The organism is Salinispora pacifica DSM 45544 (assembly GCF_000378845.1).
GTDB lineage: Bacteria > Actinomycetota > Actinomycetes > Mycobacteriales > Micromonosporaceae > Micromonospora > Micromonospora pacifica.
This window is the reverse complement of record NZ_KB905359.1, coordinates 2,677,183-2,695,274: the sequence shown is the minus strand read 5'-3', so window position 1 is coordinate 2,695,274 and position 18,092 is coordinate 2,677,183. Positions and strand designations below refer to the sequence as shown.

Genomic DNA, 18,092 nt, shown 5'->3' with positions numbered 1-18,092 from the left:
TGCCTCCTCCACTGGGGCGAGAATGCCGCCTTGCGAAGGCTATCCGATCACGGCGGCGGCGGTCAGGCTGACTCACCTTGCAGTGGAAAGCTCGCGATGCCTCGCCAGGAGAGCGCGGCGACCAACGCCTCCGCCTCCGCCTTGGCCACCTGCCGCCCGCTGGCCAGCCAGAACTGTGCCGCCGTCTCGGCCGCCCCGACCAGGCCGGACGCGAGCAACTCGGCGCGGGCCCGGCTGACACCGGTATCCGAGATGATCGTGTCGGTGATCGCCGCGATGCAGCCCTGCTCGACCCGTTCGACCCGCTGGCGTACCGCGGGGTCGTTGCGCAGGTCGGACTCGAAGACCAGGCGGAACGCCTCGCTCTCGTGGTCAACGAAGTCGAAGTACGCGCGGACCGAGGCGCTCACCCGCTCCTTGTTGTCGAGGGTCCCGCGCATCGCTTCCTGCACCTTGGCCACGAACGTGTCGCAGTGGGTGTCAAGTAGCGCCAGGTAGAGCTCCATCTTGCCGGGGAAGTGCTGGTACAGCACCGGCTTGGAGACCCCCGCGCGTTCGGCGATGTCGTCCATCGCGGCTGCGTGGTAGCCCTGTGCGACGAACACCTCCTGCGCCGCAGCGAGCAGCTGTCTACGGCGGGCGGAACGGGGCAGGCGGGTGGGCCGGCCGGCGGTCTGGGTGCCGTTCCCCACAGCGGTCATGGGAGCCTCCGAGTTCTTCATACGAGCTGGCATATCACCCGAACCGGTCAAGGATTACCGCCTGTCCCGGAATTGGCCCGCCGCCGTAACTTATCGCCACTGTCACCACACGGTAGCCTCAGCGGGGGCGACCAAGGAGCGCGCGGTGAGTGATGCAGAGCAACCCGGTGCCGCCACCCCGGGAGAGCACGGTGACGAGACCGGTCCACAGCCGGCGCACTCCCGTTCTGACGGTCCGTGGGTTCCCCCCACCGGAGGCTGGGCGCTGGATTCGACCACACCCCGGCGCCGGTCTGCCTCGCCTGCTGGTTGGGCCGACTCCTCTCCGCGTCATGGCGACCTGCCAGCTCCGCTGCCCGGCGCGGCCGAGGCCGGTTCCTGGCCGCACCGCACCGGATACCGGACCAATGGTCACCCATATCGACACCCCGAGCCGGAGCTGCCGGCCAGCCGGCCCGGTCCGGTTAGCGCGCCGCCGGGTCGTTTCGGCGTGCCAGCCCAGGAAGCGGGCGGAGGTCGGTCGACGGTGCCCGTGCCCGCGACTGAGCCGCCGCCCGCGCTGGCCGGAGGCCGGTCATCCGAGGTTGGCCGGGACGACCGGCCAGACCCGTCCGCCGAGTCCGGCCCCCGGCCGGTGGTCGACCAGCCCACACCGCTGCCGGAGGGCCGGTCCGGCCCGATCTCGGGGGCCGGGTGGCCCGTACAGCCTGGCACCGAGTCGCCGCCGCCCGGCCACTGGGCTCGGGCGGAATCGGATGGATGGGACGAACTGGAGCCACTGGGGCGCCGGGCTCGGGCGGAACCGGACGGATGGGACGAACCGGAGCCACTGGGGCGCCGGGCTCGGGCGGAACCGGATGGGTGGGACGAATCGGAGCCGGCCGGCCGGCGGTTCCAGGGTGGGACTCCGCGGGACGCGGCGGGGGAGCAGCGGGGGTCCTCCGGGCGCCGATTTCGTCCGGACCCGGACGCGACCGAGGCGGACGAGGATCGCCAACCGAGCACTCAGCGTCCTGCCTGGGCGGCCGAGCCGCAGCGGGCCTACGAGCCGGTCCGGGCCGAGCCGGGTCATCGCTCCGGGAGCCGGCCGAAGCATCAGTCCACCACCGAGCCGGCGCACCAGCCGCCGGAGGCCCCCGCGCCCTGGGTCGCGGCGCAGGCGGCCGAGCCGGCGCCGTCGGCCGACGTCGACCGACCGCCGGCGGCGTCCGCGATGTTGCCGCAGCGTGTCCCTGCTGAGCCGGATGTGCCGGTTGGGTCGGAGCTGACAGCTGCCGAGGCGCCCACCCAGACCCCGGAACTCGCCCGGATCGCCACCCACCTCCGCCGCGCCGACGAGCCCGTTGGGCTGCGCGAACGTCCAGAGGTCTTCGACGTGGACGTCATTCTCGGTGCGGTCCGTGAGGTGGCCGGTGTCCGTGACGCGGCGTTGCGCCGTACCAAGTCCGGCGCACACAGCCTTCGATTGGAGCTCGCCGACGGTGCCGACCCGGCCGAGGTGAGTCGGCACGTCGCCCGGCTCCTCCAGGAACGAATGGGTCTCGCCGCCGCCCCGCAGAATATGCCCGAGGGGCCCGCCGACGTGGTGTCGTCCGCCCACCGGCAGCCGGACGGGCCCACCCACGACCGGCCGGCGGCACGGGCTGGCCTGCCGTCGCGGAACGAGCGCCGGGATGCGGCCCGGTCGGAACCGCCGCGCCGCCGATGGCACTCCGGCGGACCGCAACGGGTCCGGCCCGCCACCGTGGACCGGCCGGCCACCCCGGTCAGCGGGGCCGCCGACGGCCCGGCGACAGCCGAGACGTCGTACGGCGGGGGGCAGGTCGGCGCGACCGAGCTCGCCCCGTCCCGCCCGCTCGACACGGGTGGTCGGCCCGGACCTCGGGTGGTGCTCGACCACGTGCAGGTGAGCACCTTCGGCCTCGACGCGACCGTCGAGGTCCGCCTGCTCACCGCCGGGTCACCCGCCACCGGCTACGCGACCGGGCCGGCGGTGGACGGCTACATGCTGCGGCTCAGCGCGGCGGCCGCCGCCGCCGCGGTGGACCAGCTGTTGCGTGCGCCGGGGCCACAGCCGGACCGAGGGCGCTGCTTCGTCGAGCACGCCACCTTGGTGCCGCTGGGCAACTGCGAGGTCGCGACGGTCGTGGTGTTGCTGGTCTGCGAAGGTTGGGTCGAGCAGCTCGCCGGCTCCGCGCTGGTCGCCGGCGACCCCCGGCAAGCGGTCGTACGGGCCACCCTGGCCGCGGTGAATCGTCGCCTCGAGGCGTTGCTCGCCGACACCGGGAACGCCGGATAGCGCACCCACTCCGCCGGCCGGTCCCCGGGCCGGCGGATTATTCCCGTTCCCGCAGTTCGGGCGACGTGTCCCCGCTCATGGCCACCGGCCGGCCCGGCGAGCGACAATGGCGCGGTTCGCCACTGCCGACCCAAGGGGAGTTCACCGTGTCGCTGCCCCCGCTCGTCGAGCCCGCCGCCGAGCTAACCGTTGACGAGATCCGTCGCTACTCGCGCCACCTGATCATCCCGGACGTCGGGGTCGAGGGGCAGAAGCGGTTGAAGAACGCACGGGTGCTCTGTGTGGGTGCCGGTGGTCTCGGTTCTCCGGCGCTGATGTACCTCGCCGCTGCCGGCGTGGGCACGCTCGGCATCGTCGACTTCGACACCGTTGACGAATCCAACCTCCAACGTCAGATCATCCACGGCGTCTCCGATGTCGGCCGGGCCAAGGCCGAGTCCGCCTCCGCCAGCATCCGTGAGATCAACCCACTGGTCGAGGTGAAGATCCACAACACCGCGTTGGACCGGGACAACGTTCGGGAGATCTTCGCCCAGTACGACCTGATCGTGGACGGCACCGACAACTTCGCCACCCGGTACCTGGTCAACGACGCGGCGGTGCTGCTCGGCAAGCCGTACGTGTGGGGGTCCATCTACCGGTTCGACGGGCAGGCGTCGGTGTTCTGGGCCGAGCACGGCCCCTGCTACCGCTGCCTCTACCCGGAGCCGCCCCCGCCCGGCATGGTGCCCTCCTGCGCGGAGGGCGGCGTGCTCGGCGTGCTCTGCGCGTCGATCGGCTCGATTCAGGTGAACGAGGCGATCAAGCTCCTCGCCGGTGTCGGTGAGCCGTTGGTCGGTCGACTCATGGTCTACGACGCCCTGGAGATGAGTTACCGCAAGATCAAGGTCTGGAAGGACCCAAACTGCGCGCTCTGCGGCGAGAATCCCACGGTCACCGACCTACTGGCCGACTACGAGGACTTCTGCGGTGCGGTGTCGGTCGAGGCGCAGGAGGCCGCGGCGGACGCGACGATCACCGCGGCCGAGCTGAAGGCGTGGCAGGACGCCGGCAAGGAGCTCTTCCTGGTTGACGTGCGGGAGCCGGCCGAGTTCGAGATCGTCCGGATTCCGGGCGCCACGCTGATCCCCAAGGGGGAGATCATCTCCGGGCAGGCGCTGGTCAAGCTCCCGCAGGACCGGCAGATCGTGCTGCACTGCAAGTCTGGCGTCCGGTCCGCGGAGGCGCTCGCCGCGCTGAAATCCGCTGGCTTCCGGGACGCGGTGCACCTCCAGGGGGGAGTCCTCTCCTGGATCAAGCAGGTGGATCCGTCGTTGCCCGCGTACTGATCGGGCCGGAGGTGGCCCGGGTGGGAACGCCCGGTGCTCGACGTTGCGGCGAGCACCGGGCGGCGGAGGGCGGGGCAGCGGGTGGCCGAAGCCCTGGAGCCGCGTCGCGTCTGCCCAGGTAGCGTGACCGCCGTGGTGGATATCGAGGCCGCGATCGGCTACGTGGTGGCGCGGGGAGACGTGGTGGAGCGTGCCCGGCTTGCCCGAATGCGCACGGGTGCATCGCCCGCCGAGGAGGTGCTCGCCGTCGCCGAGGCCGGGCAACTGCCGGCGGGCGGCTGGCCGGCATACGTCGAGGGGGAGAACGCCTCCGTTGACGCGACCTGTTTTCGCCTCGGCGAGCTTGACGACCTCGGTGCCCTCGGCCGGCCGGCGGCCCGGCGGGCGCTGGACTGGCTCGCCGCGCGCCAACTACCGGAGGGGGGCTGGGAAGAGGACGCCGCGTTGGCCGACACCGCCCCCGAGTGGGCCCGACCGGGGGACCCGGAGGCGGGTTTCTACCTGACGGCGAGCGCGGCGTTCTGGCTCAGCGTCGCCGGCCTGGACGCTCGGGCGGCCGGGCCGTTGGACGCTCGGGTCGGTGGGGCGTACGCGGGCGTCGTGCACGGCGCCGCGCTCTCCCTCGTGGCCCGCCTGAACCCGGACGGGATCTGGCCATCGTTCCTCGCCGCCGGGTGGCTGAGTGCGGCGGTGCTGTTCCGGCAGGAGATGTGCCAGGAGTCCGCCCGGATCCAGGTGGCGCTCGCCGAGCGGATCGGCGACATGAACCCGACCAACGTCGCCTGGCTGGCCGCGACGCTGCGCCGGGTCGGCGTGGACCCACAGGACTGGGTCCTGGTGCGCGCCCGCCACCGGCTCGCCGAGACCCAGCGCAGCGACGGGGGCTGGGAGAGTGCGGACGGGCACCAGTTCGACGTCCACGCGACGTTGACCGCGATCCGCGCCTGCCGTTGACCGCTCAGCTCGGGCGCCCTCGGTGCTGCCCCGTCCAGATTTCGCCGCCGGGACACCGGCCTCGGGCCGGCGACGGTCAGCGTAGCTGACCGTCGCCGGTGACCACGTACTTCGTGCTGGTCAGCTCCGGCAACCCCATCGGCCCGCGGGCGTGCAGCTTCTGGGTGGAGATGCCGATCTCGGCACCGAAGCCGAACTCACCGCCGTCGGTGAACCGGGTGGAGGCGTTCACCATCACCGCCGCCGCGTCAACCCGGGCCACGAAATCGCGGGCGGCCGACTGGGAGTCGGTCACGATCGCCTCGGTGTGGCCGGTCCCGTACCGCTGGATGTGGGCGACCGCCGCGTCCAGCGACTCGACGACGGCGACCGAGATATCCGCCGACAGGTACTCGGTGGCGTAGTCCTCGTCGGTGGCCGGTAGCACCGCGGTCGAGTACCGAGCGACCTGCGGGCAGCCGTGTACGGTCACCCCGGCCGCGGCGAACGCGGCCAGCGCCGGGGGCAGAAAGGCGTCCGCGACCGCGGTGTGCACCAGCAGCGACTCGGCCGTGTTGCAGGTGGAGAGGCGCTGGGTCTTCGAGTTCAGGGCGATCGAGACGGCCTTTGCCACGTCCGCGGCGGCATCAACGTAGACGTGACAATTGCCCACCCCGGTCTCGATCACCGGGACGGTTGACTCCTCGACAACGGTGCGGATCAGCGCCGCACCGCCGCGCGGGATCAGGACGTCAACCAGGCCCCGGGCGCGCATCAGCTCCTTCACCGACTCGTGCGTCGTGGCGTCGAGAAGCTGCACCGAGTCCGCTGGCAGGCCGGTGTCGGCGACCGCGTCCCGCAGCACCGAGACCAGCGCGGCGTTCGACCGGGCCGCGGAGGAGGAGCCCCGCAGCAGCACCGCGTTGCCGGATTTCAGACAGATGCCGGCCGCGTCGACGGTGACGTTCGGTCGCGCCTCGTAGACGATCCCCACCACCCCGAACGGCACCCGAAGCTGCCGCAGCTGTAGGCCGTTGGGGAGGGTCGAACCCCGGACCACCTCGCCGACCGGGTCGGGGAGCGCGGCCATCTGGCGGAGCGCGTCGGCGATGCCGGCCACCCGCGGCGGGTCGAGGGCGAGCCGGTCCAAGCTGGCCGTGCTCAGCCCGCCGGCACGTCCGGCGGTGAGGTCCGCGTTGTTGGCGGCCAGGATCTCGGCGGTCCGCGCCACCAGCGCGTCGGCCATCGCGTGCAGCGCGGCATCCTTGCCAGCCCGGGTGGCGACGGCCAACTCGGCCGCTGCCGTCCGGGCTCGTCGTGCCTGCTCGACCACGCTCATCTGCACTCCTTGGGATCTGGGGACGGACTCGTGCCGGGCCGGCCTTGGCCGGCGCCCAGCCTTACAACAGCACCAGGTCGTCGCAGTGGACGACCTCCCGTTCGTAGCCGGGGCCGAGGGCCGTGGCGAGCTCAGCGGTGGAGCGTCCGAGCAGGCCGGGCAACTCCACCGCGTCGTAGTTGACCAGCCCGCGGGCCACCGGCACCCCGTCGGCGTCAACCAGGTCAACCGGATCGCCCGCGGTGAAGGCCCCCCGTACCGCGGTGATCCCCGCGGGTAGCAGCGACTTGCGTCGGTTGACGACGGCCGCGACCGCGCCCGGGTCCAACTGCAGCCGGCCGCGCGGTGCGGTGGCGTGCGCCAGCCAGAACAGCCGGGCGGCCGGCCGGCGTTGCCCGGGGTGGAAGAGCGTGCCGACCGGTTTGCCGTCCAGCGCCGCGGCCGCCTGGTCGGCGGAGGTCAGGACCACCGGGATGCCGAAGCCGGTGGCGATCCGGGCTGCCTCCACCTTGGTCACCATGCCTCCGGTGCCGACCCCGGCCCGGCCGGCGCCGCCGATCGCCACCCCGGACAGGTCCCCCTCGTCGTGGACCTCGGCGATCCGGGTCGATCCGGGGCGGGCCGGATCGCCGGTCCAGAGCGCGTCCACATCCGAGAGCAGCAGGAGCAGATCGGCGTCGACCAGAGCAGCCACCAGGGCGGCGAGCCGATCGTTGTCGCCGAACCGGATCTCCTCGGTGGCGACCGTGTCGTTCTCGTTGACGATCGGCACCGCGCCCAGGTCGAGTAGCTTGCGCAGGGTCCGGTACGCGTTGCGGTAGTGCGCCCGTCGGGTCAGGTCGTCCACGGTGAGCAGGACCTGACCGACGGTGCGCCGGTGCCGGGCGAAGGCGGCGGCGTACCGGCGGATCAGCAGCCCCTGGCCGACGCTGGCGGCGGCCTGCTGGGTGGCCAGGTCCCGGGGACGGCGGGTCAGCCCCAGTGGGGCCAGCCCCGCGGCGATCGCGCCGGAGGAGACCAGCACGACCTCCCGGCCCTCGGCGGCGAGCGCGCCGAGGGTGTCCACGAGCGCGTCCACCCGCCCGTCATCCAGGCCGCCGACGGCCGTGGTCAACGAGGAAGAACCGATCTTGACGACCACCCGCCGAGCCGCCGTCACCTTGTCACGCACCCGCCCATTCTGCGATGTCGGTCGGTCAACCCCCGGCCGGGTTCCCATATCGTGGCGCTTCGTGGAACCCGAGGAGTACGTCGAGGCGGTGCTGGAACTGGTCGAGCGCATCCCGCCCGGCCGGGCGATGTCGTACGGGGCGGTGGCCGACGCGCTCGCCGAACGTTCGGGGCGGGCGTCGCCCCGGCTGGTCGGGTCGATCCTGGCGCGCCACGGTGGGGGTGTGCCCTGGCATCGCGTGGTGAACTCGGCCGGCCGGCTGCCGCCCGGGCATGAGCTCTCGGCCCGAGCCCGGCTGCTCGCCGAGGGGACACCGCTGCGCGGCGACCGGGTTGACCTGCGGGCGGCGGGCTGGTCGCCGGAGTAGGGGATGTGACCGTCGCCATACTTGTGAGTAATATTCGGCGCCATGGACGCGCCGCCGGCTGGAACCGGTCCACCTGCTGCTGGCTCCACCGCCCGCCCGGCGCCGGTCGGCCACCCTGCCGGTCTCCCCGGCGGTGAGGCGCTGCCCCGCCGGGTGCACCTGGGCTACGCCACCGGGTCGCTGGCCACCGGGGCCTTCGGCACCGTGCCCGGGCTGCTGCTGCTGCCCTACCTGACCGACACGCTGGGCGTGACGGCGGGAATCGCCGCCCTGCTCGTGCTGCTGCCGAAGGCGTGGGACGTGCTGGTCAACCCGGTCGCCGGCCGGATCTCCGACCGCACCCGCTCCCGGTGGGGGGCCCGCCGCCCGTACCTCCTCGGCGCCGGGATCGCGCTCGCCGGCTGCTTCGCCGCGATCTTCGCAGCGCCGTTCGGCGCCGGGGCGGCGGCCGGCGGCTACGTGGCGTTGGCCTTCCTGGCCACCGCGACCGCGTTCGCCTTCTTCCAGGTTCCGTACGTGGCGATGCCGGCCGAGCTGACCACCGGCTACACCGAGCGCACCCGGTTGATGACCTGGCGGATCGCGGTGCTGGCGCTGGCCATCCTGGTCTCCGGCGCGGTGGCGCCGCTGGTGCGGGACGCGGGCGGCGGCGGTATCGCCGGGCACCGCTGGATGGGGCTCTTCGTCGCCGGCCTGATCCTGCTGGGCGCGGTCGGGGCGTTCGTGGGCACCCGGTCCGCGCCGGTCGGCATCGTGCAGGAGAGCGAGCCGTCGTTGCGGGTCCAACTCGCGACCGCCGGCCGTAACCGGCCGTTCCGGGTGCTCCTGGTCTGCTTCGTGATCCAGTCCGCCGGGGTGGCGACGATCCTGGCCGGGGTGAACTACTTCGCCACCCAGATCCTGCGCAACCCGGAGAGCGGGCCCACCGTCCTGTTCGCCTGCTTCGTCGGGCCGGCGCTGTTGGTCATGCCGCTGTGGAGCCGGGTCGGGCAGCGGTTCGGCAAGCGCACCGGGCTGGTCACCGCCGCGCTCCTCTTCGCCGCCGGTGCGCTGGCCCTGGTCACCGCCGAGGTGCTCCCCGCCGTCGGGATCTACCTGCTGGTCGCGTTGGTCGGCGTCGGGTACGCCGGCCAGCAGGTCTTCGCCCTCGCCATGTTGCCCGACTGCATCGCCTACGACGAGGTTCGCACCGGCCGGCGGCAGGCGGGCGTCTTCACCGGGGTGTGGACCGCCGGGGAGACCTTCGGGTTGGCGCTGGGGCCGGGCATCTTCGGGCTGGTGCTCCAGCTCTCCGGCTACCTCCCGTCGGACACCGGAGCCGCCGCGACCCAGCCGGATTCCGCCCGGCTCGGCATCCTCCTCGGCTTCACCGTCCTCCCCGCCATCATGGTCGGTGCCGCCACCCTGCTGCTGCGCCCCTACTCCCTCACCCCCGCTGATCTCGATGTCGTCACGGAGGAGCTACCTTCTCGCGAATCCGGACCTTCGGCGGCGACCACGGTCGCCGACACCCACGGAAAGGGCACCACTGAATGAGCGACGAAGCGGGGCTGCCCGCCCACGGACTGCCGGCGGAGCGCGTTCTGGCCGGAATCCGGGCACTGCGCAGCGGGGACCGGCCCACCCACGGCGGGCGGCTGTTCGCGTACGTCTACGACCCGGCGGTTCCCGGGCTGGATGAGCTGACCGCCGCCGCGCACGCGGAGAGCGCCCACGTCAACGGCCTCGACCCGACCGCCTTCCCGTCCCTGCTCGCGATGGAGAACGCGTTGGTCGGTGCCGCCGCCCAGCTACTCGGGGGCGGGCCCGGCACCGCTGCGCCGGACGTGGTGGGCTCGGTCACCGGCGGGGGCACCGAATCGCTGATCCTGGCGGTGAAGGCGGCCCGGGACGCCCACCCCGAGATCACCGAACCGCGGATCGTGATGCCGGTCACCGCCCACGCCGCGTTCGCCAAAGCCGGCCACTACCTGCGGGTGGCCGTGGACATGGTGCCGGTGTCGGCGGAGACCCTGCGTCCCGACCCGGCCGCCATCGCCGCCGCGATCCGCCCCGAAACCGTGCTGGTCGTCGCCTCCGCCCCGGGATACGCCCACGGGGTCATCGACCCGGTCACCGAGATCGCGGCGGTCGCCGCCGACGCCGGGGTGCGCTGCCACGTGGACGCCTGCTTCGGTGGCTGGGCCCTGCCCTGGCTCCGCCGCCTCGGCGAACCGGTGCCGGCGTTCGACTTCGCCGTACCCGGGGTCACCTCGATCTCGGTCGACCTGCACAAGTACGCATACGCCCCGAAGGGCGTGTCGATCCTGCTGCACCGGGACCCGGAGCTGCGCAAGCCGCAGTACTTCGTGCACGCCGACTGGCCCGGCTACACGATGATCAACCCGGTGATCGCCTCCACCCGCTCCGGCGGGCCGATCGCCGCCGCCTACGCGACCCTGCGGCACCTGGGCGAGGACGGCTACCTACGGCTGGCGGCGGCGACCCGGGACGCGGTGCGGGAGCTGGCCGACGTCGTCCGGGCTGCGGGCGGGCTGCGGCTCGTGGCCGAGCCCGAGTCGACCGTGATCTGCTTCACCGCGACCGATCCGGAGCTGGACCTCTTCGTGCTGGTAGACGAGTTGGCCGCGCGGGGTTGGCACACCCAACCGCAGCTCGCCTACGCCGGCCTGCCGCGCACCGTGCACCTGACGGTGACCGCGTCGGTGGCACCGGCGGTGGCGAAGTTCGGTGTTGACCTGGCCGACGCCGTCGCGGCGACCCGGGCGGCCGGGCCGGTCACGCTTCCGGCGGAACTGCTCGCCCTCGCCCGATCACTGACTCCGGAAGGGCTGACCCCGGACCTGGTCGCCGGCCTGGCCGGCGGGCTCGGTCTCGGCCTGGGCGAGACGGCGGACGCCGGGTCGGCTGAGCCGGTGCCCGACCGGATGGCCGTGGTGAACACCCTGCTCGAAGCGGTGCCGGCGGCGTTGCAGGAGCGCCTGCTCATGGAGTTCGTCGGCCTGCTGCAACGACCCACCTGGTCCCACGACTGACGGCGGGGACGCCCCCGAGCGGCGCAGCCGGCTGCCGGCGCAGCCGGCTGCCGGCGCAACCGGGTGTCGACGCCGGCCCGGTTGCGCCGGGCGCCGCCGCGGGCGCTGTGGTTGACTGTCGTACCGGGAACGGATGAGGGAGGCCCGAGGTGCAGGTGCCGGCTGTGCTGGGCGAGCCGATCCGATTCGTGCTGAACTGGGGCCGGCGCTACTCGCTCTGGGTCTTCAACTTCGGCCTCGCCTGCTGCGCCATCGAGTTCATCGCCACCAGCATGAGCCGGCACGACTTCATGCGCCTCGGGGTGATCCCGTTCGCGCACGGTCCCCGGCAGGCCGACCTCATGGTGGTGTCGGGCACGGTCACCGACAAGATGGCCCCCGCCATCAAGCGGCTCTACGACCAGATGCCGGAGCCGAAGTATGTGATCTCCTTCGGCGCCTGCTCGAACTGCGGCGGGCCGTACTGGGACTCGTACTCGGTGACCAAGGGTGTTGACCAGCTCATCCCGGTCGACGTGTACGTCCCGGGCTGCCCGCCCCGGCCGGAGGCGCTGCTGCACGGCATCCTGCGGCTGCAGGAGAAGATCGCCGCCGAGGAGGCCGGCGTCGGCGGGGTCCCCCGCCCGGACGCCCTCGCCGCACCGGCCGACGCCCCCGCCCCCCGCTCCGCCGAGTCGCTGACCGCCCCGCCGGTCCGCCCGCCCGACCCGTCCTGAGCCCGTTCCGAGCCGTCCTCCCGCTCCCTGCTGACCCGCTCCCTGCTGGGGCGTCCCCAGTTCAGGCGGTGAGGTCCAGGACCACCTTGATCTTCCCTGCGCCGACCTCGTACGCGGCGGCGAAGTCGGACATCGGTATCCGGTGGGTGATCAGGGAGTCCAGCCACGAGTGGTCGGCCTGGGCCAGCGTCGCCGCGGCCTGTTTCCAGTGCCGGCGGTTGGCGTTGACCGACCCGATGACCACGTTGTTCTCCAACACGAGCGTGCGGTTCAACGCCCCGGCGTCGAAGTCGATGGTCCGACCACCGCTGGACACACCGGTCAGGCAGACGATGCCGGTCGGGCCGACCTTGCACATCGAGTCCAGTACCACCGTCGGGTTGCCGGTGCACTCCACCAGCACATCCGGCTGGAGGTCCACCTCGTTGACCGACCCGGTGTGGTAGTTGGCGCCGAGCGCCCGGACCAGGTCCGGCTTCGGCCCTGTCGTGTTTCGGTCCAGTACGTGCACGCTCAGTCCACGTTGGGTGGCGAACAGCGCGGCGAGCAGGCCGATCGGCCCGGCTCCGGTGACCAGGACGTTCCGTGGGTCCCACCGGGCACGGTGGCCGACCCGCTCGATCTGCTCCCACGCCTTGGCGACCACGCTGGCTGGTTCCAGCAGCACCCCCACCTGGGCGAGGGCGGCATCGAGCGGCACGGCGAAGCGCGGCTGCACCCGCCACCGGTCCCGCGCGAAGCCGGGAAGCCCTTTGATGCCGTGCTCGGTGTATAACCCGTTGCGGCACATGTCCCACTCGTCCACGGCGCAGTTCCGGCAGGGCACCGGGTCGGGATGCCGTACGACCGCGGCCACCAGGTCCCCGCGGCGCAGGGTGCCGGTCGGGTCCGCCAGCACCCGGCCCAGCGACTCGTGCCCGATAACCAGCCGCTCCTGGTCGGGGGGCGCCTCGCCGTACTGGCCGGCGATGATCTCCTGATCGGTGCCGCAGATCCCCACCGCCAGCGCCTCGACCAGGATCGCGCCCTCCGCGCCGGCCGGCTCGGGCCACTCCTCGACCAGGCGGAGCGAGCCGGGGACCTGGGGAGAGACCGTCACCGCGCGCACGATCCCAATCTTCGCCGAGGGCGGCGGGCGCTGGCGCCGATTGTCACCGCGGACCCCCGGTCGGGCCACACCGGCCGGCGGAGCCCCGGTCGAGCCACCGGCCGCCCGCCCACGCGGTGGAGAATGGCCCCCGCTGGGCAACGCACACCGACCCCAGCGGTCATAGGATCGGCGGCATGACTCTGGACGAGGTAGGCCAGCGGATGGCCGCGTTGCTCGCCCCGGTTGAGGTCACCACCTCGGTCTCCGGCGGTCAGGCGTACGCCCGTGCCACCGTTGACGTGCCCGCGGAGAGCTGGACCGACGCGCTGCGCGCGGCCCGGGACGACGCTGAACTGGCCTGTGACTTCTTCGACTGGCTCTCCGCGGTGGACGAGTTGGCCGCCGGGTTCGACGTGGTGGTGCACCTCTGGTCCAGTACGCGTCGGCATGGGCTGCTGCTGCGTACCCGGCTGCCCCGCACGGCGCCAGAGGTCGCCTCGGTGGTCGACATCTACCCGGGTGCGGCCTGGCACGAGCGCGAGACACACGAGATGTTCGGCATCGATTTCGTCAACCACGTCGACCTCAAGCCGCTGCTGCTGCCCCCGGAGTTCGAGGGGCATCCGCTGCGTAAGGAGTTCGTCCTCGCCTCCCGGGTGGCCAAACCCTGGCCGGGGGCGAAGGAGCCGGGCGAGTCCAAGGCCGGGGGCGGTCGCCGGCCGATGCGCCCGCCGGGCGTGCCGGCGCCGGGGGAGTGGGGCCCGGCGCCGACTCCCCCCGAGAACGGGGGGACGGTCTGATGCCGCTCTGGGTGGAGTTGCTGCTTCGGGTCGGCGCGGTGCTGGTCGCCTTCCTCACCCTGCCGCTGCTGGTGGGCCAGGCTGAGCACAAGATCATGGCGCACATGCAGGGCCGGCTGGGCCCGATGTACGCCGGCGCCTTCCACGGCTGGGCGCAACTGATCGCGGACGGCGTGAAGTTCGTCCAGAAGGAAGAGATCACCCCCAACGGGGCGGACCGCCCGGTGTTCCGGCTCGCCCCGGTGGTGGCCCTGGTGCCTTACCTGCTGGTGCTGCTGGTGATCCCACTCGGGCCGGGTGACCTGGTCGGGCAACCGCTGGACATCGGGCTCTTCTTCGTACTCGCCGTGGTCGGGGTCGGTGTGGTCGCCGTGCTGATGTCGGCGTGGGCCTCCGCCAACAAGTACAGCCTCCTCGGCGGTCTGCGCGCCGCGGCTCAGCTGCTCGGCTACGAGTTGCCGTTCGTGCTCGCCGCCGCGTCGGTGGCGATGGCGGCCGGCACCCTGAGCCTGCCGGGCATCGTCGAGGCGTGGCAGCCCTGGTGGCTGATCTGGCAGGCCCCCGCGATGATCGTCTTCTTCGTGGCGGGGCTCGCCGAGATCCGGCGGCCGCCGTTCGACATGCCGATCGCCGACTCGGAGCTGGTGTTCGGCTACCTGACCGAGTACACCGGCCTGCGCTTCGCGTTCTTCCTGCTCGCCGAGTACGTGGGGGTCGTGGTGATCGCCGCGCTCACCACCGTGCTGTTCCTCGGCGGCTGGCAGGGGCCGTTCGCCGACGCGCAGCTCGGCTGGCTCTGGACCCTACTCAAGGTCGGCGCGGTCAGCTTCGTGATCATTTGGTTCCGGGTCAGCTACCCACGCCTGCGTGCGGATCAGCTCCAACGGCTCTGTTGGCTGGTGCTGGTCCCCGTGTCGCTGGCCCAGCTCGTCCTGACCGTCACCGTCCGCATCGCCCTGTAGCGCGTGCCGTTCCTTACCGTTACCGACAAGCTCGGCTACCTGTACGGCATCGGCGCGTACGTGCTCTGGGGCTTCTTCCCGCTCTACATGAGACTGCTGCGGCCGGCGGACCCGCTGGAGATCCTGGCCCACCGGATCGTCTGGTCCGTGGTCTTCGTCGCGCTGGTGCTGGCAGCGATGCGCAACCGCAGCTTCCTGCGAGCGCTGCTGCGCAGACCGCGGGCCCTGGCCGCGCTCGGCGTCGCCGCCGCACTGGTCGCCCTCAACTGGGGCACCTACATCTACGGGGTCAACTCCGAGCGGGTGGTGGAGACCTCCCTCGGATACTTCGTCAACCCGCTCGTCGTGGTGCTACTCGGAGTCTTCGTACTGCGGGAGCGGCTGCGCCCCGCGCAGTGGGCGGCACTGGGCGTGGGCGGGGCGGCGGTCGTGGTGCTGACCGTCGACTACGGTCGCCCACCGTACCTGGCGCTGGTCCTCTCGTTCACTTTCGCCGGGTACGGACTGGTCAAGAAGCGCCTCGGCCTACCCGCCGCCGAGGGGCTCTTCGTGGAGTCGGCGGTCCTCGCCCTACCCGCGCTTGCGTACCTGGCGTGGCTGGTTGGCACCGGCGGGGCCGCGTTCGGGGCGGTGTCGGCGGGACACACCGCCCTGTTGGTTTCAGCCGGAGCGGCAACCGCGATTCCCCTGCTGATGTTTGCTGGTGCGGCCAACCGGCTGCCGTTCACCAGCCTCGGGATGCTTCAGTATCTCGCCCCGATTCTCCAATTTGGCTGCGGCGTCATCATCTTCCGCGAGCCCATGCCTCCCGCTCGCCTGGCGGGCTTCGCCCTGGTCTGGCTCGCGCTCGCCGTCTTCACCGTCGATGCCGTCCGCGCCGCCCGTCGCCTCCCCCCACAGCCTGCGGAAGGAGCTTTGCCTGCGGTTCGATCCGGGACGAGTACTGCACCGTCCCTGCGTCGCTAACCCTATCGACGGTCACCATTGAAGCGGCTCCCGTCGGTAGAACAACTGCCCGGTGGGACCGCCGTCTGGCAGCGTCGCCAGCCAAGCGAAGGTGTCGGCAGCCTCGTCCGGAGTCTGCTCTGCCTTCCCGTAGGCCATTCGGGTGGCAACCTTGCCTGGTGAGGCGGCGTTCACCAGGATGTTCGCCGTTCGCAGCTCCGCGGCCAGGATGCAGGTCAAGGCGTTCAGCCCGGTTTTGGAGATTCGGTAGGCCACGCTGCCAGAATTCATCTGCCCAAAGGTGCTCATATGGGTAGTGACGTTTACGATGCGGCCATACCCGAGTTTGCGCATTTCGGGGATGGCGGCTGTGCAGCAACGCCAGGCTCCCATCAGGTTGGCATCAATGGTTGCGCGAACCTTCTCCATGTCTGCCGCACTTGCTTGCTGGCCTCGGTCGATGGCTATGGCGGCATTGTTTACCAGCACGTCCAGCCGACCATAAGTGACTCCAGTATCTGCCATCACCCGGACGACGCTCGCCGGGTCGGTCACGTCGAGTTGGTGCGACGAAACCGACAGCCCGTCCTCACGAAGCTTCGCCGCAGCCTGTTCGGCAGCCTGTTCACTTCGGGCCGTCAGCACCGCATGTAAGCCCTGCTTGGCCAGTCGCCGCGCGATCGCGTAGCCGAGTCCTCGGTTGGCTCCCGTAACGACCGCTACGCGCTTCCCACCGTTGTTCATCCGACTATGTGATCAAACCGTGGAGCTGATCGTCCAGAGCTCCCACGGCCGGGTGTCGATACTTCTTGATCTTAGTGTGGATGCCAGCAAGGCGCTTCCGGTTGCGGACAGACCGGGCGCCGGCGACGTCAGGGGCTGCCCGACTCACTAGCTCACAGGCGTGTTCCACGTCGCCTAGCCCAAGCGCGCTGTCCGCTCGCCAGATGAGGTATGTCGCTCGGTCGCGGCGACATTCTATTGACTGCACAGCAAGCGACTGGGCTAGCCAGTCGTCCGCTGCCTTGTGCTGTTCTAATGCCAGATAACTTCCGGCGACCTGGGCGCAGTACTCTGCCCGGTCAAAGTAACTCGCCCATCCGGGGGTTACCTCATCGTCGGCCCTGCCCATGTTCCGCTCAGCCACGCTAAGTAACCGTTCGCAGTCTCGAACCTCGTCGCGAACGGCATGGGTGCGTGCCTGCCGGACAGCCAGCATGGCCAAAACGCGGGCCGGTGCGGACTTTGCTCCTTCGCGCGCCGCTTGCGCGAGAGACAGCGCCTCGTCGGCGCGATCGTTGTCCATCCGTTGCAGGCTCATGCATTTGAGAATGTTGGCACCAGCTGCTCGATCGTTCGCAGTGTGAGCAGCACGTAGTGCGGCTATCCAATACCTCTCGGCCGCTGCATGATAGCCACTGTCAAAGCTGGTCCACCCTGCGATGCGACCTAGCTCCGCGGCGACTGAAAAGACGCGCTGGCCTAGGTGCTCCGTGTACGCGCCTTTTGTCAGCAAATCGGTCACCAGCCGTAGCTCCGCGTCTACAAGGTTGCGAATGTGCCCTCCGCCAAGCACAGCGTCCATCTGGCGAAGGGCGGGCAGGCGCTGTTCCAGGCAGGTCACAAGCTCCGCGTCAATGTGCCCGCCGCGGAGGACAGAAGCCAACTGGGGCGGGTCGATGCTGAGCCACTGATCGGCTAGGACGGCGGCACCCCCGACGCCGAGTACCAGAAACCCGCGTCGATCTAGCACGGCACTACCCGCCGTCTCGTCCATAGCTTGGACGCAATTTTCAGCCGACCATGGAGCATCTATTTTGACCCTTTCGCCGATAGGGAGCCAGTGTGGCCAGCCCAGGGTGTGCACTGCTTCGACCGAGACCCCAAGCTCCGCGGCCAAGGCGAGCTGTGAAGCCGAATCAGGTACCACCCCCCAGTGTTCCCACCGCCACGCCTTCTCTCTTCGAGCGGCACTGTTGCCCACGCGGGTGGCGATGACATGAGCCAGGTCTTGATAGGTCCATCCATGCTCCTGCCGAACGTAGCTTAGGGGGTGAATGAGCGGCGAGCGTTGGCCGCCGGGTTGACGTGCTGCCATCTCGGCCTCCCTCGACTTCAGAGCGCGGTAGTGCTGGCGCTTCTGTATATCGACCCCGCCACGGAGTTTGCTCTGGTTGTTGCTGTGAGACAACAGCAGGACTACGGGACACCGCTAGACCCGCATAATTCCACGGGGTTTGCTGGGCTCAAACCCGTTCCCGTGGCGCTGGCGTAACTCCCCGTGCAACGTTAGGGCCGTGTCGCCAGAATGCGTCGCACACCGCACAGCACCGCTCAGCTGGGCGCTGGGGAGGTACTTCGCTCCAGGTCCGGGAGGCTTCAGCGTGGCGGAGCTGCCCAACTAGC

The 18,092-nt window shown here is 71.2% G+C and carries 16 protein-coding genes; 10 read left to right on the top strand and 6 right to left on the bottom strand.

Annotated elements, in window-relative coordinates:
• Window positions 1–62: 62 nt before the first annotated feature.
• Complete coding sequence (locus SALPAC3_RS0112135) at window positions 63–722, bottom strand: TetR/AcrR family transcriptional regulator (RefSeq protein ID WP_018221502.1); 660 nt, start codon at window positions 720–722, stop codon at window positions 63–65.
• A gap of 469 nt (window positions 723–1,191) precedes the next feature.
• On the opposite strand from SALPAC3_RS0112135, the gene SALPAC3_RS0112130 reads away from it, so the two are divergent.
• The 3 genes from SALPAC3_RS0112130 (at window position 1,192) to SALPAC3_RS0112120 (ending at window position 5,282) form a co-directional block, all read left to right on the top strand.
• Complete coding sequence (locus SALPAC3_RS0112130; RefSeq protein ID WP_050563694.1) at window positions 1,192–3,000, top strand: hypothetical protein; 1,809 nt, start codon at window positions 1,192–1,194, stop codon at window positions 2,998–3,000.
• Window positions 3,001–3,077: 77 nt separating this feature from the next.
• Window positions 3,078–4,328: an adenylyltransferase/sulfurtransferase MoeZ gene (gene moeZ, locus SALPAC3_RS0112125; protein ID WP_018221501.1), complete on the top strand. Its 1,251-nt coding sequence runs from the start codon at window positions 3,078–3,080 to the stop codon at window positions 4,326–4,328.
• 123 nt (window positions 4,329–4,451) lie between these two features.
• Window positions 4,452–5,282, top strand: coding sequence for a prenyltransferase/squalene oxidase repeat-containing protein (locus SALPAC3_RS0112120; protein ID WP_018221500.1), 831 nt, complete (start codon window positions 4,452–4,454; stop codon window positions 5,280–5,282).
• 76 nt (window positions 5,283–5,358) lie between these two features.
• Here the strand turns inward: SALPAC3_RS0112120 and SALPAC3_RS0112115 are convergent, their stop codons facing one another.
• On the bottom strand, window positions 5,359–6,600 hold the full coding sequence (locus SALPAC3_RS0112115) for a glutamate-5-semialdehyde dehydrogenase (protein WP_018221499.1): 1,242 nt from the start codon (window positions 6,598–6,600) through the stop codon (window positions 5,359–5,361).
• Between the two features lie 61 nt (window positions 6,601–6,661).
• A complete protein-coding gene (gene proB, locus SALPAC3_RS0112110) occupies window positions 6,662–7,819 on the bottom strand; it encodes a glutamate 5-kinase (RefSeq protein ID WP_050563693.1) in 1,158 nt (385 codons plus the stop codon).
• Window positions 7,820–7,832: 13 nt separating this feature from the next.
• Here proB and SALPAC3_RS0112105 point away from each other — a divergent pair, with 13 nt between their 5' ends.
• The 4 genes from SALPAC3_RS0112105 (at window position 7,833) to SALPAC3_RS0112090 (ending at window position 11,889) form a co-directional block, all read left to right on the top strand.
• Window positions 7,833–8,138, top strand: a complete 306-nt coding sequence (locus SALPAC3_RS0112105) for an MGMT family protein (RefSeq protein WP_018218192.1) — start codon at window positions 7,833–7,835, stop codon at window positions 8,136–8,138.
• A gap of 42 nt (window positions 8,139–8,180) precedes the next feature.
• Window positions 8,181–9,674, top strand: coding sequence for an MFS transporter (locus SALPAC3_RS0112100; RefSeq protein WP_026185489.1), 1,494 nt, complete (start codon window positions 8,181–8,183; stop codon window positions 9,672–9,674).
• Entirely contained in the window at window positions 9,671–11,173 is a 1,503-nt protein-coding gene (locus SALPAC3_RS0112095) for a pyridoxal phosphate-dependent decarboxylase family protein (RefSeq protein ID WP_018221496.1), read from the top strand. The genes SALPAC3_RS0112100 and SALPAC3_RS0112095 overlap by 4 nt, the downstream gene beginning before the upstream one ends.
• Window positions 11,174–11,322: 149 nt before the next feature.
• The gene (locus SALPAC3_RS0112090) at window positions 11,323–11,889 is read left to right on the top strand and encodes an NADH-quinone oxidoreductase subunit B (RefSeq protein ID WP_018221495.1); all 567 of its coding nucleotides are present in this window, start codon (window positions 11,323–11,325) and stop codon (window positions 11,887–11,889) included.
• A gap of 61 nt (window positions 11,890–11,950) precedes the next feature.
• Here the strand turns inward: SALPAC3_RS0112090 and SALPAC3_RS0112085 are convergent, their stop codons facing one another.
• A complete protein-coding gene (locus SALPAC3_RS0112085; protein WP_018812860.1) occupies window positions 11,951–12,997 on the bottom strand; it encodes a glucose 1-dehydrogenase in 1,047 nt (348 codons plus the stop codon).
• Window positions 12,998–13,173: 176 nt separating this feature from the next.
• Here SALPAC3_RS0112085 and SALPAC3_RS0112080 point away from each other — a divergent pair, with 176 nt between their 5' ends.
• Genes SALPAC3_RS0112080 through rarD form a run of 3 tightly spaced genes read left to right on the top strand, consistent with a single transcriptional unit; the run spans window position 13,174 to window position 15,707 of the window.
• Complete coding sequence (locus tag SALPAC3_RS0112080; RefSeq protein WP_018221493.1) at window positions 13,174–13,779, top strand: NADH-quinone oxidoreductase subunit C; 606 nt, start codon at window positions 13,174–13,176, stop codon at window positions 13,777–13,779.
• Window positions 13,779–14,741 (top strand): complex I subunit 1/NuoH family protein, encoded by a 963-nt coding sequence (locus SALPAC3_RS0112075; protein WP_026185488.1) that lies wholly within the window; start codon window positions 13,779–13,781, stop codon window positions 14,739–14,741. Before SALPAC3_RS0112080 ends, SALPAC3_RS0112075 begins: the two co-directional genes overlap by 1 nt.
• A 3-nt stretch (window positions 14,742–14,744) precedes the next feature.
• Window positions 14,745–15,707, top strand: coding sequence for an EamA family transporter RarD (gene rarD, locus SALPAC3_RS0112070; RefSeq protein ID WP_018221491.1), 963 nt, complete (start codon window positions 14,745–14,747; stop codon window positions 15,705–15,707).
• A gap of 12 nt (window positions 15,708–15,719) precedes the next feature.
• Here the strand turns inward: rarD and SALPAC3_RS0112065 are convergent, their stop codons facing one another.
• Together SALPAC3_RS0112065 and SALPAC3_RS27070 are read right to left on the bottom strand one after the other, a co-directional pair.
• Window positions 15,720–16,430, bottom strand: coding sequence for an SDR family NAD(P)-dependent oxidoreductase (locus SALPAC3_RS0112065; protein ID WP_018221490.1), 711 nt, complete (start codon window positions 16,428–16,430; stop codon window positions 15,720–15,722).
• Window positions 16,431–16,434: 4 nt separating this feature from the next.
• Complete coding sequence (locus SALPAC3_RS27070; protein WP_080635169.1) at window positions 16,435–17,463, bottom strand: NsdA family TPR-like regulatory protein; 1,029 nt, start codon at window positions 17,461–17,463, stop codon at window positions 16,435–16,437.
• Between the last annotated feature and the right edge of the window lie 629 nt (window positions 17,464–18,092).